Genomic DNA, 25,310 nt, shown 5'->3' with positions numbered 1-25,310 from the left:
GGACCTATGACGCCTGTCGTGCTGATCGCTGAGGAACTCGCACCCGCCGCCCTCGATGTCCTGGCCTCCGATTTCGAGCTCCACCAGGTCGACGGCACCGACCGCGCCGCGCTGCTCACCGAGCTGGCGGAGGCCGACGCGTTGGTCGTGCGCAGCGCCACCCAGGTCGACCGGGAAGCCATCGCTGCGGCACCCCGGCTCAAGGTGGTCGCCCGCGCCGGGGTGGGTCTGGACAATGTGGACGTGCCGGCCGCCACTGCCTCCGGGGTCATGGTGGTGAACGCACCCACCTCGAACATCGTCTCGGCCGCCGAGCAAGCCGTCGCGCTGCTGCTCAGCGTGGCCCGGCACACAGCCAGCGCCAGCGCTGCCCTCAAACGCGGGGAGTGGAAACGGTCCCGGTACACCGGTGTCGAGGTGCAGGGCAAGACCGTGGGAGTGGTCGGGCTGGGCCGCATCGGGGTGCTGTTCGCGCAGCGGATGGCGGCGTTCGGGACCCGGCTGATCGCGTACGACCCGTACATCCAACCGGCGCGGGCGGCTCAGCTGGGCGTGCGGCTGGTGAGCCTGGAGGAGTTGCTGCGGGAGAGCGATTTCATCTCGGTGCACTTACCCCGTACCCCGGAGACCTTGGGCTTGATCGGGGAGAAAGAGCTGGCGCTCGTCAAGCCCGGGGTGCGGATCATCAACGCTGCTCGCGGCGGGCTGGTGGACGAGCGGGCGCTGGCCGAGGCGCTGAGCGACGCCCGGGTGGCCGGGGCCGGGCTGGACGTGTTCGTCACCGAGCCGGCCACCTCTTCGCCGCTGTTCGCCTTCGACAACGTGGTGGTGACACCGCATCTGGGCGCGTCGACGGCGGAGGCACAGGACAAGGCAGGGCTCTCGGTGGCGCGCAGCGTCAAACTGGCGTTGCGCGGGGAGTTCGTGCCGGACGCAGTGAACGTGCAGGCCGGCGGCGTGGTGGACGAGGACGTACGGCCGCTGCTCGCGCTCGCCGAACGGCTCGGCAAGGTCTTCACGGCGGTGGCCGGTGGCATCGCGGCGAACGTGACGGTCGAGGTGCACGGCGAGATCGTTTCCCACGACGTGACGGTGCTCAAGCTGGCAGCCACGAAGGGTTTGTTCGCCTCGGTGGTCGAGGAGCGGGTCACCTACGTCAACGCCCCCCAGCTCGCGGCCGGCCGGGGCGTCGCGGTCGAGCTGGTGACCAGCGACGAGGTGGTCGAGCATGACAACCTCGTGACCGTACGAGGGGCCCTGCCCGATGGCCGGAGCGTGAGCGTGGCCGGCACCGTGACCACCTCGGGAGCCCGGGAGATCCGCAAGCTCACCCGCCTCGACGAGTTCGAGCTGGAGCTGGGCGCGGGCGGGGTGCTGCTGTTCTTCCGCTACGCCGACCGGCCGGGCATCATCGGGCGGATCGGCTCGCTGCTCGGCGAGGCCGGGGTCAACATCGCGGCGATGCAGGTGGCCCGGCGCGAGGCCGGGGGCGAGGCGCTGATGGCCCTGACCGTGGATTCCTCGGTCGACGCCGAGCTGCTGTCCACGGTGGCCGAGGCGGTCGGGTCGACCCGGGGCAGCATCGTGGACCTGCGCGAGGAGTGAGTCAGCGCGCCTTGACCGGCGGTGGGTAGACCGTGCCGTCCTGCAGGTCGAGCAGGTCGAGGTTGAGCTCGCCGGCCAGCCGCTCGATGGTCTCCAGCACCGAGTCCTGGCACTTCTCGTCCAGGCGCATGGTGATGTGATCCGCGGCGGCGTGCAGCGGGGCGCTGGCCCAGGGCGAGCCGGCCAGCCCCGCGCGCGGCCCGCGGTCGGGATATGCGCTGGTCAGAGCGTCGTAGAAGGCGACGACGCGGGGATCGGCGGGCCGTTGCGGGTGCTCACCACGGGCGCATCGCACGTTGGCGGCCCGCACGTCATCCGGCCGGGCCGCGTTGTCCATGGCCCACACCACGAGGTCGAAACTCACCGGCGCATGGTGCCATACCGGGGGGCGAAACATCCCATTGTCGCGCCGACACGCGGGTCATGCGTCTTGCGCGACATTAGTCCGCATCGCTAGCGTTGGTCCCGCCGCGCGGGCGTGGCGGGCATGTCTTCGGGTGACATCTCCGCGGCCGTCCCGTGTGGTGGTTTCACCCCCGGCGGGCGCGAAGCCACGCGTACTCGTCGTGACAACCCCCGCGCTCGTTGCCGCGACGCGGGGGTTGTTCGCGTTCCGGGTTCCCCGGCCACGCGCCTTAACGATCTTTAACCACAGAGTGGGACCGCCGTACCGGAGATCGGGACGGCGGGCTAGGCTCGCCAGAGGTTGGTAGCTGGATTTAGGGAGTAGTTGTGAGCGTGGCGCGTATCGCGGTGGTGGCCGGCGACGGCATCGGAACCGAGGTGACCGCGCAGGCGCGCAAGGTGGTCGAGGCGGTCCTGCCCGGCGCCGAATACCAGGAATACGACCTGGGTGCCCGGCTCTACAACCGCACCGGCGAGGTCCTGCCGCAGTCCGTTCAGGACGAGCTTGCCGGGCACGACGCCATCCTGCTCGGCGCGATCGGCGACCCCAGCGTCCCGCCCGGCGTGCTGGAGCGCGGTCTGCTGCTCAAGCTGCGCTTCGACTTCGACCAGTATGTGAACCTGCGGCCCTCCCGGCTGTGGCCCGGCACGGTCAGCCCGCTGTCCGGCATCAAGCCCGGCGAGATCGACATGGTGGTGGTCCGCGAGGGCACCGAGGGTCTCTACGTCGGCGCCGGCGGCATCCTGCACAAGGACACCCCGGCCGAGATCGCCACTGAGGAGAGCCTGAACACCCGCCACGGCGTCGAGCGGGTCGTGCGCGACGCGTTCGCCCGGGCCCAGCGCCGCGAGCGCCGCCACCTGACCCTGGTGCACAAGACCAACGTGCTCACCCACGCCGGTGGGCTGTGGGCGCGCACGTTCGCCGCCGTCGCGGCCGAGTTCCCCGGCGTGACAACGGAATACCAGCACATCGACGCCGCGAGCATGTTCATGGTGAGCAACCCGCAGCGCTACGACGTCGTGGTGACCGACAACCTCTTCGGTGACATCCTCACCGACATCGCCGCTGCCGTCACCGGTGGCATCGGCATGGCCGCCAGCGGCTCCGTCAACCCGGAGCGCAAGTACCCGTCGACGTTCGAGCCGGTACACGGCTCCGCACCGGACATCGCCGGCCAGGGCATCGCCGATCCGGCTGCCGCCATCCTCTCCGCCGCCCTGCTGCTCGAGCACCTCGGCCACCCCGACGAGGCCCGGCGAGTATCCGAGGCGGTCGCTGCCGAGGTTGCGTCCCGCGCGCCGGGAGCCTCGCTGCGCACCGCCGAAGTCGGGGACCGGGTCGCCACCGCGGCCGCCTGAACCCACCTTTCCCGCACTGGTCGCCCCACCCGGCGCGACCTGGGGCCTGACCTGGCGTCCCACCCATAGCGGGTGGTCGATGGCCCACACCCGGATGCCAGCATTGAACGAGCGTTCGGGGTAAGTTCTCTGGAGCACTGCGGGTGCTTCCTCATGCCTCAACCGAAGAAGAAAGCAGGTCAACTGCCATGAGTGGTGGTGACAACCTCGACTTCGAGATCCGTCCGAACCCGGCGCCCGTCAGTGCCGCGGACCGGGCCACGCTGCTGGCCAACCCGGGCTTCGGGCGCATCTTCACCGACCACATGGTCACTGTCCGCTACGCCGAGGGCAAGGGCTGGTACGAGCCCCGCGTGGAGGCCCGCGCCCCGATCCCGATGGACCCGGCTTCGGCTGTGCTGCACTACGCGCAGGAGATCTTCGAGGGACTGAAGGCATACACGCTGCCCGACGGCGGCGTCGCCATGTTCCGCCCGGATGCCAACGCCCGGCGCTTCGCCGAGTCGGCCGCGCGCATGGCCATGCCGGCGCTGGGCGTCGACATGTTCCTCAAGTCGCTGCACGAAATCATCACCATCGACCGGTCCTGGATCCCGCAGGGCGAGGACAGCAGCCTCTACCTGCGCCCGTTCGCCTACGCCAGCGAGGTCTTCCTCGGCGTGCGCCCGGCGATGGAATACCTCTACCTGGTCATTGCCTCGCCGGCCGGCGCCTACTTCAGCGGCGGCGTGAAGCCACTCAGCCTGTGGGTGACCCCCGACTACACCCGCGCCGCCCCCGGTGGCACCGGCGCGGCCAAGTGCGGTGGCAATTATGCGGCCGGGCTGTCCGCGCAGGCCGAGGCCATCGAGCACGGCTGCGACCAGGTGGTCTACCTCGACGCGATCGAGCGCAAGTACCTCGACGAGCTGGGCGGCATGAACATCGTGTTCGTGCTCGACGACGGCAGCCTGGTGACGCCGCCGCTGACCGGCACGATCCTGCCGGGCATCACCCGCGACTCGATCCTCAAGCTGGCTCAGCGGGCCGGGCGCAAGGTCGAGGAGCGGCAGGTCAGCCTGGACGAGTGGCGCGACGGTGCCCGCTCGGGCCGCATCCGCGAGGCGTTCGCGTGCGGCACGGCTGCGGTCATCACGCCGATCGGCACGGTGAAGTCCGCGGAAGGCGAGTTCGCCGTGGCCGACGGCGGTTCCGGCGAGGTCACCATGGCGCTGCGCCAGGAGCTGACCGACATCCAGCGCGGCCGGGCCGAGGACCCGTTCGGCTGGGTGCACCGCGTGCTCTGATCAGTCCTCCAGCAGGTGGTCGCGCAACGCGGCCACCTGCTCCGGGGTGACCCCGATGTCGCGCACGTAGGCCCCGACCGAGCCGTGCCGCGCCCGCAGGTCCGCCAGGAACAGCAGCATGGCATCCTTCGGGCAGTTGAACATGTGGTACTTGTCGTGCATCACGTCCGGGCTGGTGCGCTGCAGATACGTGGTCAGCGACGCCATCGACGCCTCGGTGAGCGCATAGTCGTCGGCGATGTCGCCGTCCGACACCCCGAGCAGCGCGAGCGTCAACGCGCACACCACCCCCGTACGGTCCTTGCCGGCCATGCAGTGCACCACCACCGGCGCCGCCTGCGGATCAGCGATCAGCTTGAGCGCCGCGGCCAGCCCGGCCCGGCCGTCCTCGGCGAAGTTGAGATAGCGATCGGCCAGCCAGCGCTCGTGCGGCAAGCCGGCCGGCTCCGGCACGCTCTCCCAGTCGACGTGCTCGATCACCAGGTTGTGGTACGCCAACCCGTCGGCCTCGGGCACCCGGCCGTGGCGTTCGACCTCGTGCACCCGCCGCAGGTCGATCACCGTGCGCACCCCGAGCTCGCCGAACGTCTGCAGGTCGTCGCCCTTGAGCCGGTGCAGCGAATCCGAGCGGAACAGCCGCCGCCAGCGCACCGCGCGGCCGTCGGACCCGGCGTAACCGCCCACGTCCCGGAAGTTGTAGTTGGTCGAGAACGTCAGAGTGCGAGGGTGCGTCACCCCTTCAACTTAACGGGTTTCGTCGATCGGACGGGTGACCGTCGTACCCGGGCGGGCGATGCTGGCCGTCCCGGAGTCTGGACTTCTGTCCCAAAGTCGCGTCGTGGGTGGCATGCTTCGCTACGTGACCCACTCCCTCGTGCTGATTATTCGCACCTAGCGCGCCGGCGACGCTCTGCCGACGCGCTGACCTCCCGCGACCGCGGGGGGTCATTTTTGTTGGGCCGGCTTCGCCGGGCACCACACCCGGGTCACCACATCGGTCAAGGAAGGAACCTCGCCCATGGACTACCAGGTCTTCGACACCACGTTGCGCGACGGAGGGCAACGCGAGGGCATCAGCTACTCGGTTGTCGACAAGCTGGCCGTCGCGCGGCTGCTCGACGAGTTCGGGGTGGGTTTCATCGAGGGTGGCTGGCCCGGTGCGATGCCCAAGGACACCGAGTTCTTCGAGCGCGCCAAGACCGAGCTGGACCTCAAGAACGCGGTGCTCGTCGCGTTCGGTGCCACCCGCAAGGCCGGCGTCGACGTGGCTGCCGACCCACAGGTCAAGGCGCTGATCGACGCCGGTACGCCGGTGGTCTGCGTGGTGGCCAAGTCCGACATCCGCCACGTCGAGCGGGCGCTGCGCACCACCGGTGAGGAGAACCTCGCCATGGTCCGCGACACCGTCGCCCACCTGGTGGCCAACGGCCGCCGCGCGTTCGTCGACTGTGAACACTTCTTCGACGGCTTCCGCTACGACCCGCAGTACACCGCGTCGGTGGTCACGGCCGCGTTCGAAGCCGGCGCCGAGCGGGTCGTCATGTGCGACACCAACGGCGGCATGCTCCCGTCGATGATCACCGCCGCGATCAACGAGGTGGTGGCGCGCACCGGCGTACCCGCCGACCGGCTCGGCATCCACTGCCAGAACGACACCTCATGCGCGGTGGCCAACACGATCGCCGCCGTCGAGGCCGGCGTGCAGCACTTCCAGTGCACGGCGAACGGCTACGGCGAACGGCCCGGCAACGCCGACCTGTTCGCGGTGGTCAGCAACCTGCAACTCAAGCTCGGGCTCAAAGTCCTACCGGACGGGTGCCTGGAGAACGCGACGCGGGTGTCGACCGCGCTCGCGGAGATCGCCAACATCGCCCCCGACACCCACCAGGCCTATGTCGGGGCCGCGGCGTTCGCCCACAAGGCGGGCCTGCACGCGAGCGCGATCAAGGTGGATCCGCTGCTCTACAACCACGTCGACCCGGCGGTTGTGGGCAACGACATGCGGATCCTGGTGACCGAGATGGCCGGCCGGGCCAGCATCGAGCTCAAGAGCCGCGAGCTCGGGCTGGATCTGGCCGGCCACCCGGACACGCTGACCGAGGTGACCCGCAAGGTCAAGGAGCTGGAGGCCGGTGGCTGGTCGTTCGAGGCCGCCGACGCCTCCTTCGAGCTGCTGGTGCGCGACACGCTGCCCGGGGCCGCCCTGGCGCGCCCGTTCACCCTGGAGTCGTACCGCACGCAGGTCGAGCACCGCGAGGACGGCCAGGTGATCTCGGAAGCGACCGTCAAGGTCCGGGTACGGGGCGAGCGCGTGATCGCCACCGCCGAGGGCAACGGCCCGGTCAACGCCCTGGACGAGGCGCTGCGGGTGGCCCTGAGCCAGCACTACCCCGAACTCAAGGGCTTCCAGCTCGCCGACTACAAGGTGCGCATCGTCGAGGGCTCGCACGGCTCGAACGCCATCACCCGGGTGCTGGTCGAGACCCGGGACGGCCGGCGCGACTGGACCACCGTGGGCGTACACGAAAATGTTGTTGAAGCCTCCTGGAAGGCGCTCACCGACGCGCTGACCTTCGGCCTGGCCCCCGCGCCGGTCACCACCGCCTGAACAGTTCAGTCCCGCCTGGTCATCACCCGCAGCGTGATGGCCAGGCCGGCCACGCACCACCCGGCGAGCACGGCGAACGGCAACCAACCGATCCCGCTCGCCGGGGTGGTGAGCGTGTCCCGTACGACATCCGCCATGTGCTCGAACGGAAGCACGTGGTGCACCGCCTGCAACCAGCCGGGCAGCCGGTCCGCCGGGTAGTTGATCGGCGAGAACATCAGCGCGATGAACACGATGGCCTGGCTGGCCAGGTTGGTGATGGTGGGCGGGGCGGCGTACGCGATGGCGAAGCCCACAGTGGTCGCGGTCAGCGCGACCAGCAGCATCGCCGGCCCCACCAGCCAGCTCACGTGCAGACGCAGATCAAAACGCAGCACCGCGGTCACCAGCCCCAGCACCAGTCCGGGCAACCCGGTGGCCAGCCACGTGGTCAGGTCGGCGGCCAGCACCGCGGTCCGCGGGACTGGCAGCGTGCGGTTGTAGGCGAACGTGCCCCGGCTCTTGGACTCCGCGACCAACTGCGGGGCCATCACCATGCCGATGACGATCAGGCCGAGCGTCGGCGCGCCGGTGGACAGGTGGAGCGCGGTGGCCGGGTCGACCTCGGGCATCAGGAAAGCGAACCCGATGACCACGCCGACGGCCAGGAACGTCTGGATGACCAGGAACATCGGCAGCATGAAACGCAGCCGTAGCGCGGTCCATCGCACCAGCAGCAGGTAACTACGCAACCAGAGTCGCATCGACGTACACATCCTCGAGGCTGGCGGGGTTGAGGGAGAAGCGGCCGGTGTGCTGCCCGGCCCAGGTGACAGCGGCGGCCGCGTCGGTGGCGGCCAGCGTCATGGTGAGCCGGTCGCCGTCGCGCCGGGCGGTCCGCGACCAGGCCGGCGGGGTGAGTTCGGCGGGGGTGGTGAGTTCGAGGCGCATCTCGCGCCCGGCGGCCAGGTCGGCGGGGGCACCGGTGGCTACCACCCGGCCGTGGTCGAGCACGACGGCGTGATCGATCGCGCGTTCCGCCTCGGCGATGTTGTGCGTGACCAGCATGATGGCCCGGTCCTCGGCGGCGAGTTCGCGCACCTGATCCCAGAGCAGCCGGCGGCGTACCGGATCGACGTCGTTTGTGGGCTCGTCGAGCATGACCAGACGTCCGGGCGTGACCACCGCCATGCTGAACGCGGTGAGCCGCCGGACGCCGCCGGAGAGCCGTTCGGCAGGGGAGTCGGCCCACTCCTCGATGTCCAGGTCAGCGAGCAGTTCCGCGGTCCGCCGCCGGACCTCGGCCCGGCTGCCTCCGCGCAGCCGCCCGGCGATCTCGATGGCTTGCCGGGTGGTCACGCCGGTGAGCGGCGCCTGGTCCTGCGGTTGGAAGGAGCAGACGGTACGAGCCCAAGCGGCGTCGGCCACCGGATCGCGCCCGAGCAGCCGGATCCGCCCCGAGCTGGGCCGGACCAGCCCGATGACCTGGCTCAGCAACGTGGTCTTGCCGGCGCCGTTGTGCCCGAGCAGGCCGATCACCTGCCCGGCAGCGACGTGCAGGGTGATGCCGTCGTTGGCGCGCACGCCCCGGCGGTAGGTCTTCGTCAACGCTTCGAGGTGCAACACAGTCGCCTCACATACCAATCGGTATTCGGATACCACTTAGTATCTGGATACCGCTCAGGATGTCAATGGGTAAGCTGACCGCATGACAGAGCGGCTGACCCGGGCGCAGCAGCAGGCCCAGACGCGCGAGAAGCTGCTGGACAGCGCCGAGACCCTGTTCGGCGACAAGGGGATCCACCAGACGTCGCTCGATCAGATCGCGGCGAACGCCGGGCTGACCAAGGGCGCGATCTATGCCAACTTCAGCGGCAAGAAGGAGCTGATCGCCGCGATCATGCAGCGGAAGATCGACAGTGATGAGCCGCTGCGCCCGCGCGAGTCCGCCGGCTCCTACATCGACATGATCGGCGAGACCTGGGCGGCCCACGTCGACCTGCCGGAAACGCGGCGGTTTGCCATGGCGCTGCTCGAACTCGCGCTGCACGGTCTGCGCGACAAATCGGACACCGAGACGCTGCGGCAATGGCTGGAAACGGTTCGGGCCTTCCACGCGCGCGACGCCGCTTCGCTCGGCCTGGGGGACGACCCGCAGATGGTGGCCGCTACGTTGCTGGCCCTGGACATCGGGCTCGCCCTGCAGCACCTCATCGACCCCGGGGCGGTGCCGGCGGACAGCTTCGCCCACGCGACCTCGGCCCTGCTCAACGCGCTCAGGAAACCGGAAGAACAACCTCGGCAATGACCGCGCGATGGTCGGAGTTGCGGGTGGTGTGCACCGAGACGTCCGCGACACCGAGGCGCTTGTCGACCAGCACGTGATCGATGGTCACCGGCGGGATCGGGTCGCCGTCGTACGGCCCCCACGTGCCGATCAGGCCCTTGCCCGTGACCGCCGCCGCGTCCCGGTAACCGCTGTTGATGAGCTTGCGCAACGGCTGGTGATCCAAGGTCGAGTTGAAGTCGCCGAGCAGGATCCGCGCGGGGCCCCTCGCATCGGCCCGGGGCTCCGCGGCAAGATCAGAGAACCAGTCATCGAGTACGGACAAAGCGCTCGGCGCCGCCGGATGCGCCGACTCGATAACCACCGGCCCAGCCCCGGCCGGTTGAATCGTCCCGTGCGCCTGGTTGAAGCCGGCCCCGTTGCGCTCGACCCCCGCAGCGGTCAGCGGGAACCGGGAATACAACCCCGACCCGCTCGCCCCCCACTCAGCCCCGAGCGACGAGTACGGCAGCAGCCGGCCCAGCCCCGCCTTCTCCAGGTTGCTCACCGCCTGCGGGCTGAACTCCTGCAACGCCAGCACCGAGACATCGTGGTCGCGGACGTCCTGCACGATCTGCGCGGCGTCGGCGTTGCCGAACAACATGTTCTGCGTCATCACGTGGATCGTCACGCCGGTCTGCGGGCCCCGATCGTTATCGGTCAGCGCCCGCGGCAGCACCGTCACCACGAACAGCGTCGCCGTGATCGCCGCGACCGCTGCCACCAGCCAGCGCCGGGTCGCCAGGGCCAGCAGCACCGGCACGACCGACCACGCGGCGACGTAGGGCGTGAACGCGAACAGCGGCACCAGCGGCCCGCGCTCAGCTCCGGCCAGCCGCAGCGCCACCCAGGCCACGCCGGGCAGCACCAGCAGCCAGAGCAGCACGAGCCACAGCGTCCGGCGCACCCGGACCGGCTTGGCAACGGGCTCCGAGCTCGTGATCGTCACGCAGGCGACGGTATCCGCCCGCCGCCACCGCTCACGAGCAATTCAGGCGCAGGTCACAACATCCAGGCTCATCGGTACGGGTTGAAGTTCTGCGCCGCCATCAGGAACCAGGCGGTGGCTCCCACGTGCTGGCTGGCGAAGTAACCGAACTCGAATCCGGTGTCGAACGGGTTGGTGGCGGCCACGATTCCCCCGGCGGCGGGCAGGGGAGTGCCCGTCCAGGTGCCGCCCTCGGCCGGGTTGGCGAGCTTGCCGTCCTGCGCGTCGCTGGTGCGCCCGACGGTCTGGCCGGCCCCGAGCGACTGCTGTGCTCGTACCGTTTCCTGCAGAAGTTGCCGGGCCAGAACGGCATCGCCGCGCGCATCCCGCTGGAGCAGCGCCAAAGCTACGTGCGAATTGCCCTCCAGCCAGACCGCGTCGCAGGTGTGCGGCAGGGAGCTGCCCGGCACGCCGTCGCGGGAGACGCGCACCTGGCTGCTGTAGGTCACGCCCGAGACACTGCCGTCGGTGTTCCACAGGTTGCCGGTCGCCCAGTCGACCGCCGAGTCGTAGCGCGAATCGCCGAAACCGAGCAGCTCCCAGGTCTGCACGTCCTCGGGCACGTTGGCCACGTTGATGGCGTCCGGGTCCTCGCCGTTGTTGCCGCCCAGCGTGCCGGTCCAGAAATGCCCGCCGGCGCGGTTCCACATCGCGCGTACGAACGCGGCGGCGACCTCGGCGCGGGTGTTCCAGACCCGGTCCTTGGTCAGCTTGCCCAGCAGGTCGAACAGCGCGTACGCGTCGATGTTGTGCTCGGTCGACGCCCACTTCTGCGTTGTCTCGCCGTCGGCCTGCAGCCCGCCGTGGTACCCGCCGAAGTGGTACGGCGAGCGCTGATCCGCGATCCACCGCCCCACCGCCACCGCGCCATCGAGGTATTTGCCGATGCGGGTGTCGACATACAGCTGGGCCAGCGCGAGCCCGGCCCACGCCATGTCCCCGGTCGACGAGCCCCCGAAGCCGAACGGCCACAGATGCGCCGCCTTGCCGTTCGCGCCCCGCAAACCCGGGAAGTACGGGCCGCCGCCGTAGAACTGCATCGGGCCGGCCGCGTACGCCTGACGCAGCCGGCCGTCGGAGTAGGCCTCGTCGTGTGCCTGCGCCCACAGCAACGCATCGCCGGCCAGCCGGGCGCGGCGCACGTTGGCGATCGTGGGGTTGGCCAGCCAGGCGAGCACGGCCAGCGCGTTGTCGTAAACGAACGCGGTGGTCATCAGCTCGGACTCGTTGTTGTAGCTCTGCAGCAGCCGCGGCTCACCGCCCTTGACGTAGGCGTCCTGTACCACGTCGAGGTAGTGGTACGCGCGGGCGACTGGTTCGATCAGCGCTGCGTCGGCGAGGGTGCGGGGGGCGTACGCGCTGAGCGCCGCGGCTTCCGGGGCCAGCCGGGGGTTGGCCGGATGCGCCGTAACGGGCCGTCGGCGGCGGGCGAATGTGGCCGAGGAGGCGGTGAGGTTCGTGGGCATGGGGGCCGTCCTGAACTGCCGGGGCCACCGCCAAAGCGACGGTGGCCCAGCAGCTTAGCTCACACTTCGGCGTCCACCACCTCGCCGATCTTGCTGGCCACCAGCTCATCGCGGATGACGGCGGCGTCGCCCTCGACCACCAGCGTCAGGCCGCCCGGGTGCAGGTGCGTCGCGGCGGCGGCGGACACCTCCTCGGCGGTGGTCTCCAGCAGCTTGGTCCGCAGCGTCGGGTAGTAGTCGTCGGGCAGCCCGTGGATCACCAGGGTGGCCAGCGCCCCGGCGATCGAGCTCGGCGTCTGCATGTCCACCGACAGCGAGCCGGCCCGCCAGGTGCGCGCGACCGCCAGCTCCTCCTCGGTAACGCCGTCGAGCTGGGTGCGGGTGATCTCGCCGACCGTGTCGACCAGCGCCGGCGTGGTGACCGCGGTCTGCACCGACGAGCTCACCCCGAACCGGCCGAACCGGCGGGCCATCGCGAAGTCGGCGCGGATGCCGTACGTGTAGCCCTTGACCTCGCGGATCAGGTGATTGAGCCGGGAAGTGAACGCCCCGCCCAGCACGGTCGCGGCCAGCGAGATCGGCACGTAGCCGGGGTGAGCCCGCTCCGGCGCCCGGTGGCCGAGGCGCAGCGTGGACTGCACCGAGCCGGGCCGGTCCACCAGCAGCACCCGGCGCGCGGCGGCGACCGGCACGTCCAGCGGTCCCTCGGCGGCCGGCGCCGAACCCGAGGTGTTGGCGAACGCGGCCGCCGCCAGTTCCTGCAGGTCCAGCTTGTCCAGGTCGCCGGCGACCAGCAGCACGCCCGGACGCTTGAGCCAGGCGTCGTGGAACGCCGCGACGTCCTCGACCGTGACCGCCGCCATCGACACCGGGTCACCGTTGAGCGGGCGGCCGTAGCGTTCCCCGGCGCCGAACAGGTCGGCGCGCAGCGCGGCGTCGGCCCGCGGACCCGGCTGCGCCCAGTCCATCCGCAGCGCGGTCGCCTCGTCGTCACGCACCCGCGCCACGTCCGCCGGGTCCAGCCGCGGGGTGCGGGCCGCCTCGGCCATCAGCGTCACGGCACCGGGCAGCAAGCCGACCGGCACGGACACCCCGACCCGGAACGAATCCCAGTCCACCGAGGTGGTCAGCTCGGCGCCCAGCCCCTCCAGGGCCAGCGCGTACGCCGCCGAGTCGCGTGCGGAGGTGCCCTCCTCCAGGCTCTTGGCGAGCACCCCGGCGGTGCCTTCCCGGCCGATCGTCTCGCGGGCGGCACCTCCGTCGAGCAGCAGCGTCGCGCTGGCGAGCAACTGACCCGGCAGGTGCGCGGCGACAATCTGACCGCCGGCCAGCCGCACACGGCGGATTTCGGGGAACGAGTACGGCCGGGCCTGGCCGGGTTCCGGCCGCGTCGGGACCAGGCTCATTCGGTGCCCCCTTCGGATGGCAGATAGGTGAGGGTGACGCGGGATTCGGCGTTGAGCGTGCGGGCCGCCTCGGCGATGTCCCCGGCGGTGACGGCCTGCCACTGCGGCAGCCGGTACGCCGCGGAGGCCGGGTCGCCGAACTGCGTGGCGTAGCGGCTCAGCGTGTCGGCCCGCCCGGCGACCGTGGACACCTGCCGCCACCACGAGGTGGTCAGCAGCGCCTTGGCCCGGCCCAGCTCGGCCTCGGTGACCGGTTCGCTGCGCATGCTGGCGACCACCTCGGCGACCCCCGTGGTCAGGGTGGCGATGTCCACCCCGTCCTTCGCGGTAGCCGTGATGATCAGGGGCGCGGCGGCGTGCGCGAGGTCCACTCCGTACGAGCCGATGAAGTCCGGCTGGGCGATCCGGGCGCCGTCGGCGAGCCGCTGATAGAGCCGGCTGCCGCGACCGCTGCCCAGCACGGTGGCGAGCACGGTGATCGCGTCGTACCCGGCGGTGCCGAACGGGTGGGTGCGGTGGGACAGGTAGACGCGTGGAGCCGGGACGTTGCCGTACACGACTTCGCTGGCCGGGCTGGTCGCCGGTCCGCCCAGGTGACCCGCGGGCGCGGGCGGGATGTCGGCGACGGGTTCGATCGAGCCGAAATACTTCTCGGCGAGCGCGACGACCTCACCCGCTACGACATCGCCCACCACGGTCAGCACGGCGTTGTTGGGTGCGTAGTACCGCGCGTGGAACGCCTTGAACGTGTCCAGCCCGGCGGCGTTCAGGTCCTCCATCGACCCGATCGTCGCGTGGTGATACGGGTGGCCCGCCGGGTACAGCAGCGGCAGCAGGCGTAGCCAGGCATCGCCGTACGGCACGTTGTCGTACCGCTGGCGCCGCTCGTTCTTGACCACCTCGCGCTGGTTGTCCAGCGTTTCCTGGGTCAGCGCGGGCACCAGCCCACCCATCCGGTCGGCTTCCAGCCAGAGCGCGAGTTCCAGGTGCTCGGCCGGCAGCGTCTCGAAATAGTTGGTGCGATCCGGGTTCGTGGTGGCGTTCAGCGAACCACCGGCGCCCTGGACGTAGCGCATGTGCTCGGTCTTGGCGACGTGCTGCGAGCCCTCGAACATCAGGTGCTCGAAGAGGTGCGCGAAGCCGGTCTGACCGGCCGGTTCATGCCGGGAACCGACGTCGTACCAGAGATTGACCCCGACCACGGGGGCGGTGTGGTCCTCGCTGACGACCACACGCAACCCGTTGTCCAGGCGAGTGGTTTCGATGGGCCACGGATAGCCGGTCTCGGCGACCGGAGCGGGCTGAGCTGTCACGCAACCTCCTCTGTCAGGCTCCAGTATCGCCTTGTCCCGGTTGTCGGCGTGTGCTCAACCCCGGGGCGGGCCGAGCGTCTGGGCTCGCAGCGCCGGGCACGCCATCGGATCGCCCGTCCTGGTGGTGCTGGCCAGCACTGGCTCCACCGTGACGGGCACCCGGACCGGGGTTGATCACAACCCGGTGGCGGCTCCCGACCCCGAATGGGATGCTGTCGCTCGTGCCCGATGACGTCCTCGTGAACGACCGCCTCGTCATCCCAGCCGCCGAGCTGGGATGGCGTTTCTCCCGCGCCAGCGGACCGGGCGGTCAGGGCGTCAACACCACCGACTCGCGGGTCGAGCTCTCCTGGGACCTGGGCGGCTCGGACATCCTGCCGCCCTCGCTCAAGGAACGGGCCATCGAACGGCTCGGCGCCCGGCTGGTCGCCGGCGTGCTGACCGTGGTCGCCTCCGAGCACCGATCCCAGCTGCGCAACCGCGAAGCCGCCGCGGCCCGGCTGGCCGGCATCGTGGCCGGTGCCATAGCGCCGCCGCCCCGGGTCCGCCGGGCCACCCGCCCGTCGCGAGGCGCAGTGGAACGCCGCATCGCCGACAAGAAACGCCGCAGCCAGACCAAACGCGACCGCCGCGGCGGCCCGGACCAGTAGGGGCTGACCGGTTCAGACGTTGTGCGGGGCTACGGCTTCACGGTTTTCGGCGGCCAGGGCGGGGCCGAGGAGCTCTTCGCAGACGCGGATCAGCCGGGCCCGCAAGGCGGATGCTCGCCGGGCGAACTCGCGCTGGCGGGTTACGTACTCCTGCTTGCCCTCGGCGGTTTCGATTTTGACAGCGGGTTGACCATAGGAACTCAGGTCGTAGGGGCTCGCCTGCATGTCGAGCAGGCGGATGTCCCCGGCCAGGGCGAAGCAGTCCAGGGCGAGCGCGCCGGGCACCGCGGGGCCGAGCTTGCCGGCCCACTTGTGGCAATCCATCGCCGCGTGCAGGCAACCCGGCTGGTCGAGGTCGACCTGGGTGGCGCGGGTGGGCTGCAGGCGGTTGAGCCCGACCGCCTCGGGGGTGAAGAAGCGGAACGCGTCGAAGTGGGTGCAGCGAATCGGGTGCTGCTCGACAACCTTGTCGGTTTCCTCCTGGCCCAGGCGCAGTGGCAGCTCGTGGCGGCGGTGCTCGGGCTGGCGGTAGACCATGGCCCACTCGTGCAAGCCGAAGCAACCCGAGAACGCCGGGCGGGACGCGGTCGCGGTGAGCAGGCCGTGGATGTAGCGCACGCTTTCCCCGCGGGCGTGCATGTAAGCCTCGACGTCGAGGGTCACGATGCCCTCGGGCAACGTGGTGTAGAACTTCCACCCCGCTTGCTCGGGCAGGCCGTCGGGGGCCGGGGCGAGGCCGGTGCCGACGCCGGGATGCCAGCGGCGAAGCTGAGCCGGGCGGGTGCCGTAGTAGTCGTACAGGAAATCCTCTATGGCGTGCTTCTCGCCGCCCGGCTTGCGGGCGCGGTGCCCGGCGGTCATCTCATCGGCGCGCTCGGCATGGCCGCGAGCCAGTGGGATCCACGCGACGCTGGGCAGCACCGTGGTCAGCGTCAGCCGTGAGCCGGCGCGCTTCTCCCTCAGTCCCGTGTCCTCGCTGATCCCCATCGCACCAGCGTATCCAGCAAGTCCATTCCTATCGAGCCCTGACGCCGCCGGTTGTGAGGAACGCCCGAACGAGGTTTGCCACATCGCCCGGCGCGCCGACGTCCGGGGCATGGTGAGCAAAGGCCGCCGGCACCGTGTACGCCGCCCCGGCAATGACCTTGCGCCCACCCGCCACGCCACCGGGGTGGAGCCGAGCCCGGTCTGGAAGTTGGCTGTGGCCGGAGGTCACCGAGATCGGAGCGCCGTCGGAGCTGACAATAGTTGGCATGCTCGGAGGCGTAGTAGACCTACTACATTATTGATAAGGTCCTGGACATGACGACGGTGACGGGGGTGCTCGAATCCGGTGTGCCGATGCCGGTGGACGAGCAGGTGCTGGACGTACGGGATTTACGGATGCGCTACGGCACCAAGGATGTGCTGCAGGGCGTGTCGTTCACCGCGCGGCGGGGCGAGGTGCTGGCTCTGCTGGGACCCAACGGGGCCGGGAAGACGACCACGATTGAGATCCTCGAGGGCTTTCGGAAACGGTCTGCTGGGGACGTACGCGTGCTGGGAGTTGATCCTGGAATTGGGGGTGAACGGTGGCGGGCGCGGCTCGGAGTGGTGCTGCAGTCGTGGCGAGACCATGGCAAGTGGCGGGTCCGGGAGCTGTTGCACCACCTCGGCACCTATTACAGCGTTTACTCGACCGCCGAGTTCCCGCGTCCGTGGCCGGTTGACGATCTGCTCGAAACGGTGGGCCTGACCGCGCAGAGCCGGCAGCGGATCGCTCAGCTCTCCGGAGGCCAGCGCCGCCGGCTCGACGTGGCGATCGGCATCGTCGGCCGGCCCGAACTGCTGTTCCTCGACGAACCCACAGTGGGCTTCGATCCGGCCGCCCGCCGCGACTTCCACGATCTCGTGCACCGGCTGGCCGATGTGGACGGGACCACCATCCTGCTCACCACGCACGACCTCGACGAGGCCGAGAAGCTCGCCGATCGCATCGTCATCCTGGCCGGCGGCCGGATCATCGCCGACGGCTCGGCCGACCAGTTGTCGCTGCGGGTGGCGGGTGAATCGGAGATCCGCTGGACCCGTGACGGGGCGCGGTACGTGCACTCGGCGATCGATGCCACCCGCTTCGTCCGCGAGCTCTTCCAGCAGTACGGCGACGCGATCACGGACCTGGAAGTGCGCCGGGCCAGCCTGGAGGAGACCTACATGACTCTGGTCCGCGAGTCCGAAGCCGGGCGCGCCCACGAGGCGGCCAGCACCTTCCAGGAGGCGCTGTGAGCAGCGTTTCCACCGCCGCGCGCACCGGCCTGGCCCGCGGCGGCATCGAGTTGCGCCAGACCCTCACCCACGCCGCCGACATCTGGCAGTTCGTGTCCCCCTCGATCCTGCTGCTCGGCACGATCTTCTTCGAGGCCGACGCCACGGTTCCCGGCACCGATATCTCGCTCGGAGCCCGTACCCTGCCCAGCGCACTCGGCATGGGCTTTGCCTTCACCGGCCTGATGACCGTGGCCATGCTGCTCGTGGTCGACCGCGAGGACGGCACGCTGCTGCGGGCCAAGGCCACGCCTAACGGGATGTCCGGCTACCTGGTCGGCAAGATCGTGCTGGTGGGCGGGATGTCCGCGATCGTCCTGGCCATCCAGCTCATCCCCGGGCTGTTCATCGTCGACGGGCTGCACATCGACGCGTTCGGCTGGTTCACGCTGGTGTGGCTGGTGCCGCTGGGCTTCATCGCCACCATGCCGATCGGGGCGATGGCCGGTTCGCTGCTCGACGGTCCTCGCAACCTGGGGTTCCTGATGCTGCCGCTGGGCGGTCTCGTCGCGATCTCCGGCATCTTCTACCCGATCACCTCGATGCCGGGCTGGTTGCAGGCCATTGCGCAGCTCTTCCCGATCTACTGGCTAGGGTTGGGCATGCGTTCCGTCTTCCTGCCCGACGCCCTCACCACGGCCGAGCTCGGCCATTCGTGGCGGCTCTGGGAAACCGCGGGCGTGCTCGGCGTCTGGGCGGTGCTGGGCCTGGCGATCGCCCCGATCCTGCTGCGCCGCATGGCCGAGCGTGAATCAGGCAGCGCCGTCGCGGCTCGCCGCGAGAAGGCCATGACCCGGGCCGTCTGAGAGAGCACCCATGAGTTCCGAGATCACGTACAACCGCATCGCCATGCTGCGCGCCGAGCGGGGCATCTCCCGGCGCCAGCTGGCCGATGCGCTCGGCGTGCACTACCAGACCGTCGGCTACCTGGAACGCGGCGAGTTCAGCCCGTCGTTGCACCTCGCGCTGCGCATCTGCGCGTACTTCGAGGTGCCGGTCGAGGTGGTGTTCGCGTTGGAGCCGTTCCCTCGGCTCGGCAAGGATGCGGTGCCGCGCAGCGCGTAGCCTCGACCTTGCCGAATCAAAGTTCTTCTGGGGATGGGGTTGACCCGTGCGTTTCGCTCGCTTTGTTCATGCCGGTGGCGTGTCCTTCGGGGTTGTCGAGGGGGAGGCGCAGTCGGGCACCGGCGGTCTGACGATCGCCGAGATCGACAGCATCCCGTTCCAGAACGTCCGCTTCACCGGCAACCGCTGGGCGCTGGCCGACATCCGGCTACTCGCGCCGATCTTCTCCAGCAAGGTCATCGGCGTCGGGCGCAACTACGCCGACCACGCGGCCGAGCTGGGCAACGAGGTGCCCAAGGAACCGCTGATCTTCATCAAGCCGTCCACCTCGGTGATCGGCCCCAACGATGCCATCCGCGTCCCGCCGGTCAGCCAGCAGGTCGAGCACGAAGCCGAGCTGGCCGTGGTGATCGGGGCCAGCGGCGCCCGCAGGGTGGACCGCGCCGGCGCCGAGAAGGCCATCTTCGGCTACACCGTTGGCAACGACGTAACCGCCCGCGACCTGCAGCGCAGCGACCCGCAGTGGACCCGGGCCAAGGGCTTCGACTCGTTCTGCCCGCTGGGTCCGTGGATCGAGACCGAGCTGGACGTCAGCGACCTCGAGGTGCGCTGCGAGGTGGGCCGCAACCCCGACGAGATGGAGGTACGCCAGCTCGGGCGCACCAAGGACATGGTGTTCGACGTACCGGCGCTGGTGTCGTACGTGTCGCATGTCATGACGCTGCTGCCGGGTGACGTGATTCTCACCGGTACGCCCGCCGGGGTCGGCCCGCTGGTTTCCGGCGAGACGGTGTCGGTGAGCGTGCAGGGCATCGGCGAGCTGCGCAACCCGGTCGTGTCGCTGGACTGACTCATCAGACATGGGCGGCACAGATCCGGGCCGGTGACAGGGTGCGCGACGGCTTGGGCGCGGCTGCGGATGCGCCCTCCGCGCATGAGGACATTGCCGCGGTGGCTGCCCGGTGCCTGCTGCAGCAGCGACTCAAGGCCGGTCGTAAGACCTGACCGGCCTTGAGTCGCTGACCCGCCGGGAACGGGTTGAGCAGCTCGGTGCGGCGTTGGGACGGATGGCGGCGCTGATCGATCACCCACAGCCGGCCCTGCCCACGGTCGCCGAAGTAGCGGGCCGACCTGCGATGACGTTCGCTGAGTGGGCCCGGGCGCAGGCCGCCGCGTTCTCTTGACGCTCAGTACTCGCGGAATCACGGAAACGCCAGACGGTAACCCGATTTGGTGGGGACCATGGGCTCAGGTAGAGTTCTTTCTCGGTACGGCAAGCCGCACAGCAAGGCCAAGCGGGGCGCCGGACTGAATGGGGTATGGGGTAATTGGCAGCCCGACTGATTCTGGTTCAGTTAGTCTAGGTTCGAGTCCTGGTACCCCAGCGCTACGGTCTCCCCGCGAGATTGGCAGCGCTGGACTTCTGATAGAGTTCGGCACTGTTGCTGGAGCGGGGAAAGACCAGAGCAAGGCAACACAGCACCACTGGCAAGGCCTGGTCCCGTCGTCTAGCGGCCTAGGACGCCGCCCTCTCAAGGCGGTAGCGAGGGTTCGAATCCCTTCGGGACTACGCATCAAACGGCTCGTGTCTTCGGATACGGGCCGTTTTGCTATTCAGATCTCTAGTTCTTTGGATCTTCGGTTCATGGGCCGCTTGTTGGGTGCGTGGCCGCTGCCGGCCTTCCGGCTTTGGCTGCGACCGGCTGCCGCCTCGGTCGACCTTGGTCCGACTGACTGCCGCCTGCATTGTTGCCTCGTGTCGCCGCCTCGCTGATCGCTCGGACGCCGCGCTCCGCTGAGGGCGAGGCGGACGGCCTGCTGCACCGGCCGGGCCGCGACACTGTCAGTGTGACCGATCTCTGTGGGCGCCGCGTCAACTTTGGATATTTCGTGCGGGCCGCTCTCTGAGACCGGAACTGGCCGGCCACGAGTCAAGCCTGCCCTCGGTTAGCTCATCGGCCATTTGCACTTCGACCACAGCGGCGATAACCCGAGCCTGCCCGGGCGCCCGATCTTCACGCAGCGGATCGAGTTGGCCGCGAGATCCTGCCCGGCTTCGTAATCGCCGCCACGCCCGGCCACGCCGAAGGTCATCGGTCCGTCGTGGTCCGGCGCAAGGTCGGCCACCGTGATCGTCGCCGGACAGAGCCACGACCACGCCCACCAGGAACCGCGAGCGAAGGAGCAAATCCCTACAGTCCGCTGAGCCGCTGTCCCGCCCGCACCACAGCCATCGCATGCCGTTCCCCGGGCCGCCGGCCCAGCCGCTCTATCGGACCGCTTATTGAAATTGACGCGATGACCCGGCCCGTCCGGTCCCGGATCGGCGCCGAGACGCTGGCCACACCCGGCTCGCGTTCGGCAACGCTTTGCGCCCAGCCGCGGCGGCGTACCTCGGCCAGGGTGCGGCCCGTGAACTTGCAGCGGGGCAGCAGTGGCATCACGGCTTCCGGCGGTTCCCAGGCCAGCAGGATCTGCGCCGCGGAGCCGGCCACCATGGGCAGCACTGATCCGACCGGCACGGTGTCGCGCAGGCCGCTGGCCCGTTCGGCCGCGGCTACGCAGATTCGTTCGTCCGCGCGGCGCAAGTAGAGTTGGGCGCTCTCGCCGGTGGCGTCGCGCAGGGCTGACAGCAACGGTTCTGCGGCGGTCAGCAGCACGTCGGGTGCAGCGTTGGCCAGCTCGCCCAGCCGGGGGCCCGGACGCCAGCGGCCCTGGGTGTCCCGGACCAGCATCCGGTGGATCTCCAGCGCCTGAGCGAGGCGGTGTGCCGTCGCACGGGGGAGCTTCGTCCGGTCGACCAACTCGGCCAGGCTGGCGCCGTCGACGCAGGCCGCGAGGATGACTACCGCCTTGTCGAGAACGCCGACACCGCTCATACTGTGTCCCACAAGCCGAAACATACCTCCCAGAATTTAGGATGTCCAGATGGTGGGAGTCACTCCGAAGCCGAAGACCTTGGCAGAAAAGGTCTGGGACGACCATGTCGTTCGGTCTGCCGAGGGTGAGCCTGACTTGCTCTACATCGACCTGCACCTGCTGCACGAGGTGACCAGCCCGCAGGCCTTCGACGGCCTGCGGACGGCCGGCCGGCCGGTGCGGCGTACCGATCTGACGCTCGCAACCGAGGACCACAACACGCCTACCGGTTACGCGGACCCGTCTTTCAACACCCGTCGCGGCGACCTGCTCACGATCGCCGACACGACCTCGCGCACGCAGATCGAGACGCTGCGCAAGAACTGCGCCGAGTTCGGCGTGCAGATCCGCTCGCTCGGCGATGCCCAGCAGGGCATCGTGCACGTGATCGGGCCGCAGCTCGGGCTCACCCAGCCGGGCATGACGATCGTCTGCGGTGACTCGCACACCGCAACCCATGGCGCGTTCGGCGCGCTGGCCTTCGGCATCGGCACCAGCGAGGTCGAGCATGTGCTCGCCACCCAGACGCTGCCGCAGTCCAAGCCGAAGACGATGGCGGTCACGGTGGTCGGCGAGCTGCGCCCCGGCGTCAGCGCCAAGGACCTGATCCTCGCGCTGATCACCCAGGTCGGCACCGGCGGCGGCAACGGCCACATCGTCGAGTATCGCGGCGAGGCCATCCGCAAGCTCTCCATGGAGGGCCGGATGACCATCTGCAACATGTCCATCGAGTGGGGTGCCAAGGCCGGCATGATCGCACCGGACGACACCACGTTCGCCTACCTGCAGGGCCGGGACCACGCGCCCAAGGGAGCCGGCTGGGACGCCGCGGTGGACTACTGGCGTTCGCTGGCCACCGACGAGGGGGCCGAGTACGACACCGAGGTCATCCTCGACGCGTCGGCGATCAGCCCGTTTGTCACCTGGGGCACCAACCCCGGTCAGGGCGCCGCGTTGAACAGCGCTGTGCCGGACCCCGAGGAGTTCATCGACGAGGTGGAGCGCAACGCCGCCCGCCGCGCGCTGGACTATATGGGCCTGGAGGCGGGCACGCCGCTCAAGGACGTGCCGGTCGACGTGGTGTTCGTGGGTTCCTGCACCAACGGACGGATCGAGGATCTGCGCGCCGCGGCCGAGGTTATCCGGGGCCACAAGGTGCACGAGGGCGTCCGGATGATGATCGTGCCGGGGTCGTACCAGGTGCGTGAGGTCGCCGAGCAGGAAGGCCTCGACAAGATTTTCGTCGACGCGGGCGCGGAATGGCGCTTCGCCGGCTGTTCCATGTGCCTGGGCATGAACCCCGACACGCTCGACCCCGGCCAGCGCGCCGCTTCCACGTCCAACCGCAACTTCGAGGGCCGGCAGGGCCGGGGCGGGCGTACCCACCTGGTCTCGCCCGAGGTCGCTGCCGCCACCGCCGTGGTGGGCAAGCTGGCTGCCCCCGCCGACCTCTGAGACGGAAAGATTCCCATGGACAAGTTCACCACCCACAGCGGCACGGTGATGCCGCTGCGCCGTTCCGATGTGGACACCGACCAGATCATCCCGGCCGTCTACCTCAAGCGGGTCACCCGGACCGGCTTCGAGGACGGCTTGTTCAGCGCGTGGCGCGACGACCCGTCGTTCGTACTCAACAATCCGGCCCACGCCGGGGCCACGATCCTGGTCGCCGGGCCCGACTTCGGCACCGGCTCGTCGCGTCAGCACGCCGTCTGGGCGCTGCGGGACTGGGGTTTCAAGGCGGTTATCGCGGCGCGCTTCGGCGACATCTTCCGCGGTAACGCGCTCAAGGAGGGGCTGCTGCCGGTCCAGCTCGGCCAGAAGGCCATCGAGGCGCTGTGGGACCTGGCCGACAGTGAGCCGGACAAGCAGATCACGGTGGATCTGACCGAGCGTCAGGTGCGCGTGGACGACGCCGTCTGGTCCTTCCCGATCGACGATTTCAGCCGCTGGCGCCTGCTCGAGGGCCTCGACGACATCGGACTGACCCTGCGCAACGAGGGCGACATCACCTCGTACGAGCAAAGCCGTCCGTCCTTCAAGCCGGTTGTTGTCTGAGCCTCGAAAGCCGTTCCTGCACAGGCTTTTTCGCCCCCGCCGGGTCTCCGGCGGGGGCGAATTCCGTTGCGACACAACGAATTTTTTCTGGCGAATGTTTGTGTCTGCTGGTCAGAGGGCATACGGTGCGCGCAGAATGGCTCGCATTGGGCCGATGGTGCTTGCTTAAGACGGTCCAGACCTATCAAGCATCAGTTCTCACGTTCGGGAGGAAAACCGTGAACAAGGCCGAGCTCATCGAGGCGCTCGCCGCCCGGCTGGGGGACCGGAAGACGGCGACAGCGGCGCTGGATGCGGTCATCAGCGAGGTGCAGAACGCCGTCACCAAGGGCGACCGTGTTGCCATTACCGGTTTCGGTGTCTTCGAGAAGCGGGCACGCAACGCGCGTACCGCCCGTAATCCACGCACCGGCGAACCAGTCAAGGTGAAAAAAACGTCCGTCCCCGCTTTCAAGCCCGGCACGGGCTTCCGGGAGATGGTCGCCAGCGGCAAGGTGGCCAAGGCCGCCGCCGCCAAGAAGACCACCGCGGCGGCGAAGTCCACCACTGCATCCAAGGCCGCTCCGGCCAAGGCGACAAAGACGGCGGCGGCGAAGTCCACCGCCAGCAAGGCAGCACCGGCCGGCGCCACCAAGACGACGGCGGCCAAGGCGACGGCAACGAAGACGACCGCCAGCAAGGCCACCGCGTCCAAGGCAACGGCCGGCAAGGCCACGGCAACGAAGGCGACGGCAACGAAGTCGGCTGCTTCCGGCGCCACCGCGGCGAAGTCCACCGCGGCCAAGAAGACCACCGCGTCCAAGGCGGCTCCGGCCAAGACGGCCACCGCCACCAAGACAGCCGCGGCCAAGAGCACGCCGGCGAAGTCGGCTTCCGGCTCGGCTGCCACCAAGACGACGGCGGCGACGAAGACGGCGACCAAGTCGGCGCCGGCCAAGTCGACTGCCACCAAGGCGGCCCCGGCCAAGAAGGCCACCGCCCGTAAGACCACGGCCGCCACCAAGGCGACCCCGGCCACCAAGGCCACCACCGCGCGCACCAGCGCGGCTCGCAAGACCCGCTGAGCACGCTCAGCGGCTCGTCAGCGCAGCGAAAGGCGTCCACCCTACGGTGGACGCCTTTCGCGTGTTCCGGCGCTGTGCGGGCCGCTCAGCCTACGGTCCGCAGCATGGAATCCTTGCCCGACCGCTCCCGCCCCGGCCATCCGCGGGGCCCGGTCGCTCGCTCGCTGATCGCGGCCGCCGTGTTCGCTGTGGCCGTGGTGCCGGGCTGGATCCTGGGCGACCTGATGGAACGCTGGACCGGCCTGGGGGTGCTGGACTGGCTGGTCACCGGCGTGAGCTCGGCCGCCGCGGTGCTGGTGCTGGCGCCGCACGGGTCCTACCGCCGCCAGGACGCGCTGCTCGGCCTGGTCCCGTTGTACGGCTGGTACCTCACCAGCGTGCTGGCCTGGCGGGTGGCGTTGCTGCCGTTGCGCGACTGGGAGCCCCGCGAGGACGAGTTGTGGCGGGCCCGCTGGCTCACCGGTGACCTGATCGGCTACTGGCGGGCGGACACCCTGCCCCAGCCC

At 69.7% G+C, this 25,310-nt stretch carries 25 protein-coding genes and 2 tRNA genes; 16 read left to right on the top strand and 11 right to left on the bottom strand.

The features are described 5' to 3' along the window. Positions 1-6 precede the first annotated feature (6 nt). The gene (gene serA / locus TFC3_RS26665; RefSeq protein WP_067505445.1) at positions 7-1,605 is read left to right on the top strand and encodes a phosphoglycerate dehydrogenase; all 1,599 of its coding nucleotides are present in this window, start codon (positions 7-9) and stop codon (positions 1,603-1,605) included. 1 nt (position 1,606) lies between these two features. On the opposite strand, the gene TFC3_RS26660 is transcribed toward serA, so the two are convergent. Then, positions 1,607-1,942 (bottom strand): hypothetical protein, encoded by a 336-nt coding sequence (locus TFC3_RS26660; protein ID WP_369819691.1) that lies wholly within the window; start codon positions 1,940-1,942, stop codon positions 1,607-1,609. Between the two features lie 401 nt (positions 1,943-2,343). Between TFC3_RS26660 and TFC3_RS26655 the strand changes: the two genes are divergently transcribed. Then, positions 2,344-3,372, top strand: a complete 1,029-nt coding sequence (locus TFC3_RS26655) for a 3-isopropylmalate dehydrogenase (protein ID WP_173745403.1) — start codon at positions 2,344-2,346, stop codon at positions 3,370-3,372. A 188-nt stretch (positions 3,373-3,560) separates the two neighbouring features. Then, the gene (locus tag TFC3_RS26650) at positions 3,561-4,658 is read left to right on the top strand and encodes a branched-chain amino acid aminotransferase (protein ID WP_067505436.1); all 1,098 of its coding nucleotides are present in this window, start codon (positions 3,561-3,563) and stop codon (positions 4,656-4,658) included. Here TFC3_RS26650 and TFC3_RS26645 read toward each other — a convergent pair whose 3' ends face one another. Next, positions 4,659-5,393 (bottom strand): tyrosine-protein phosphatase, encoded by a 735-nt coding sequence (locus TFC3_RS26645; protein WP_067505433.1) that lies wholly within the window; start codon positions 5,391-5,393, stop codon positions 4,659-4,661. Positions 5,394-5,676: 283 nt separating this feature from the next. On the opposite strand from TFC3_RS26645, the gene cimA reads away from it, so the two are divergent. Then, positions 5,677-7,266, top strand: a complete 1,590-nt coding sequence (gene cimA / locus TFC3_RS26640; protein ID WP_067505431.1) for a citramalate synthase — start codon at positions 5,677-5,679, stop codon at positions 7,264-7,266. Between the two features lie 5 nt (positions 7,267-7,271). On the opposite strand, the gene TFC3_RS26635 is transcribed toward cimA, so the two are convergent. Together TFC3_RS26635 and TFC3_RS26630 are read right to left on the bottom strand one after the other, a co-directional pair. After that, positions 7,272-8,009: an ABC transporter permease gene (locus TFC3_RS26635; RefSeq protein ID WP_067505428.1), complete on the bottom strand. Its 738-nt coding sequence runs from the start codon at positions 8,007-8,009 to the stop codon at positions 7,272-7,274. Then, positions 7,990-8,871 carry an ABC transporter ATP-binding protein gene (locus TFC3_RS26630; RefSeq protein ID WP_067505426.1) on the bottom strand — a complete coding sequence of 294 codons (882 nt, stop codon included), beginning with the start codon at positions 8,869-8,871 and terminating at the stop codon, positions 7,990-7,992. The genes TFC3_RS26635 and TFC3_RS26630 overlap by 20 nt, the downstream gene beginning before the upstream one ends. Before the next feature lie 82 nt (positions 8,872-8,953). On the opposite strand from TFC3_RS26630, the gene TFC3_RS26625 reads away from it, so the two are divergent. Continuing rightward, the gene (locus TFC3_RS26625; RefSeq protein WP_067505423.1) at positions 8,954-9,553 is read left to right on the top strand and encodes a TetR/AcrR family transcriptional regulator; all 600 of its coding nucleotides are present in this window, start codon (positions 8,954-8,956) and stop codon (positions 9,551-9,553) included. Here the strand turns inward: TFC3_RS26625 and TFC3_RS26620 are convergent. The 4 genes from TFC3_RS26620 to TFC3_RS26605 form a co-directional block, all read right to left on the bottom strand. Next, positions 9,522-10,478 (bottom strand): endonuclease/exonuclease/phosphatase family protein, encoded by a 957-nt coding sequence (locus TFC3_RS26620; protein WP_067507667.1) that lies wholly within the window; start codon positions 10,476-10,478, stop codon positions 9,522-9,524. The two genes, TFC3_RS26625 and TFC3_RS26620, sit on opposite strands and share 32 nt — an antisense overlap. A gap of 110 nt (positions 10,479-10,588) precedes the next feature. Beyond that, positions 10,589-12,025, bottom strand: coding sequence for a hypothetical protein (locus TFC3_RS26615; protein ID WP_067505420.1), 1,437 nt, complete (start codon positions 12,023-12,025; stop codon positions 10,589-10,591). A gap of 59 nt (positions 12,026-12,084) precedes the next feature. After that, positions 12,085-13,431 (bottom strand): pitrilysin family protein, encoded by a 1,347-nt coding sequence (locus TFC3_RS26610; protein ID WP_067505417.1) that lies wholly within the window; start codon positions 13,429-13,431, stop codon positions 12,085-12,087. Continuing rightward, positions 13,428-14,744 carry a pitrilysin family protein gene (locus tag TFC3_RS26605; protein ID WP_067505413.1) on the bottom strand — a complete coding sequence of 439 codons (1,317 nt, stop codon included), beginning with the start codon at positions 14,742-14,744 and terminating at the stop codon, positions 13,428-13,430. The genes TFC3_RS26610 and TFC3_RS26605 overlap by 4 nt, the downstream gene beginning before the upstream one ends. A 209-nt stretch (positions 14,745-14,953) precedes the next feature. Between TFC3_RS26605 and arfB the strand changes: the two genes are divergently transcribed. Further along, positions 14,954-15,394, top strand: a complete 441-nt coding sequence (gene arfB, locus TFC3_RS26600) for an alternative ribosome rescue aminoacyl-tRNA hydrolase ArfB (protein WP_173745351.1) — start codon at positions 14,954-14,956, stop codon at positions 15,392-15,394. Between the two features lie 12 nt (positions 15,395-15,406). On the opposite strand, the gene TFC3_RS26595 is transcribed toward arfB, so the two are convergent. Further along, positions 15,407-16,381 carry a 3-methyladenine DNA glycosylase gene (locus tag TFC3_RS26595; protein WP_067505410.1) on the bottom strand — a complete coding sequence of 325 codons (975 nt, stop codon included), beginning with the start codon at positions 16,379-16,381 and terminating at the stop codon, positions 15,407-15,409. 315 nt (positions 16,382-16,696) lie between these two features. Between TFC3_RS26595 and TFC3_RS26590 the strand changes: the two genes are divergently transcribed. The 6 genes from TFC3_RS26590 to TFC3_RS26565 all read left to right on the top strand — a co-directional run bounded on the left by TFC3_RS26590 (position 16,697) and on the right by TFC3_RS26565 (position 20,333). Next, complete coding sequence (locus TFC3_RS26590; protein ID WP_067505407.1) at positions 16,697-17,659, top strand: ABC transporter ATP-binding protein; 963 nt, start codon at positions 16,697-16,699, stop codon at positions 17,657-17,659. Beyond that, on the top strand, positions 17,656-18,504 hold the full coding sequence (locus TFC3_RS26585; RefSeq protein WP_067505403.1) for an ABC transporter permease: 849 nt from the start codon (positions 17,656-17,658) through the stop codon (positions 18,502-18,504). Before TFC3_RS26590 ends, TFC3_RS26585 begins: the two co-directional genes overlap by 4 nt. 10 nt (positions 18,505-18,514) lie before the next feature. After that, on the top strand, positions 18,515-18,763 hold the full coding sequence (locus TFC3_RS26580; protein WP_067505401.1) for a helix-turn-helix transcriptional regulator: 249 nt from the start codon (positions 18,515-18,517) through the stop codon (positions 18,761-18,763). A gap of 46 nt (positions 18,764-18,809) precedes the next feature. Further along, the gene (locus TFC3_RS26575) at positions 18,810-19,613 is read left to right on the top strand and encodes a fumarylacetoacetate hydrolase family protein (protein WP_082772320.1); all 804 of its coding nucleotides are present in this window, start codon (positions 18,810-18,812) and stop codon (positions 19,611-19,613) included. A 463-nt stretch (positions 19,614-20,076) separates the two neighbouring features. Further along, a tRNA-Gln gene (locus tag TFC3_RS26570) sits at positions 20,077-20,148 on the top strand. A 112-nt stretch (positions 20,149-20,260) separates the two neighbouring features. Further along, positions 20,261-20,333: transfer RNA gene (locus TFC3_RS26565), tRNA-Glu, on the top strand. 377 nt (positions 20,334-20,710) lie between these two features. Here the strand turns inward: TFC3_RS26565 and TFC3_RS38230 are convergent. Both TFC3_RS38230 and TFC3_RS26555 read right to left on the bottom strand, forming a co-directional pair. Then, the gene (locus tag TFC3_RS38230; protein WP_067505395.1) at positions 20,711-20,890 is read right to left on the bottom strand and encodes a hypothetical protein; all 180 of its coding nucleotides are present in this window, start codon (positions 20,888-20,890) and stop codon (positions 20,711-20,713) included. Between the two features lie 65 nt (positions 20,891-20,955). After that, positions 20,956-21,642: an IclR family transcriptional regulator gene (locus TFC3_RS26555; RefSeq protein ID WP_023561932.1), complete on the bottom strand. Its 687-nt coding sequence runs from the start codon at positions 21,640-21,642 to the stop codon at positions 20,956-20,958. 49 nt (positions 21,643-21,691) lie between these two features. Between TFC3_RS26555 and leuC the strand changes: the two genes are divergently transcribed. The 4 genes from leuC to TFC3_RS26535 form a co-directional block, all read left to right on the top strand. After that, the gene (gene leuC / locus TFC3_RS26550) at positions 21,692-23,137 is read left to right on the top strand and encodes a 3-isopropylmalate dehydratase large subunit (protein ID WP_067505392.1); all 1,446 of its coding nucleotides are present in this window, start codon (positions 21,692-21,694) and stop codon (positions 23,135-23,137) included. 15 nt (positions 23,138-23,152) lie between these two features. Next, on the top strand, positions 23,153-23,740 hold the full coding sequence (gene leuD / locus TFC3_RS26545; RefSeq protein WP_067505389.1) for a 3-isopropylmalate dehydratase small subunit: 588 nt from the start codon (positions 23,153-23,155) through the stop codon (positions 23,738-23,740). A gap of 218 nt (positions 23,741-23,958) precedes the next feature. Beyond that, a complete protein-coding gene (locus TFC3_RS26540) occupies positions 23,959-24,804 on the top strand; it encodes an HU family DNA-binding protein (RefSeq protein ID WP_067505386.1) in 846 nt (281 codons plus the stop codon). A 104-nt stretch (positions 24,805-24,908) separates the two neighbouring features. Beyond that, positions 24,909-25,310 (top strand): hypothetical protein (locus TFC3_RS26535; protein WP_067505383.1); only part of this gene is annotated, 402 nt, incomplete at its 3' end.

This window comes from Actinoplanes sp. TFC3 (assembly GCF_001553785.1).
In the GTDB taxonomy this organism is placed as follows: Bacteria; Actinomycetota; Actinomycetes; order Mycobacteriales; family Micromonosporaceae; genus Actinoplanes.
This window is presented reverse-complemented; position numbering and strand designations above follow the sequence as displayed.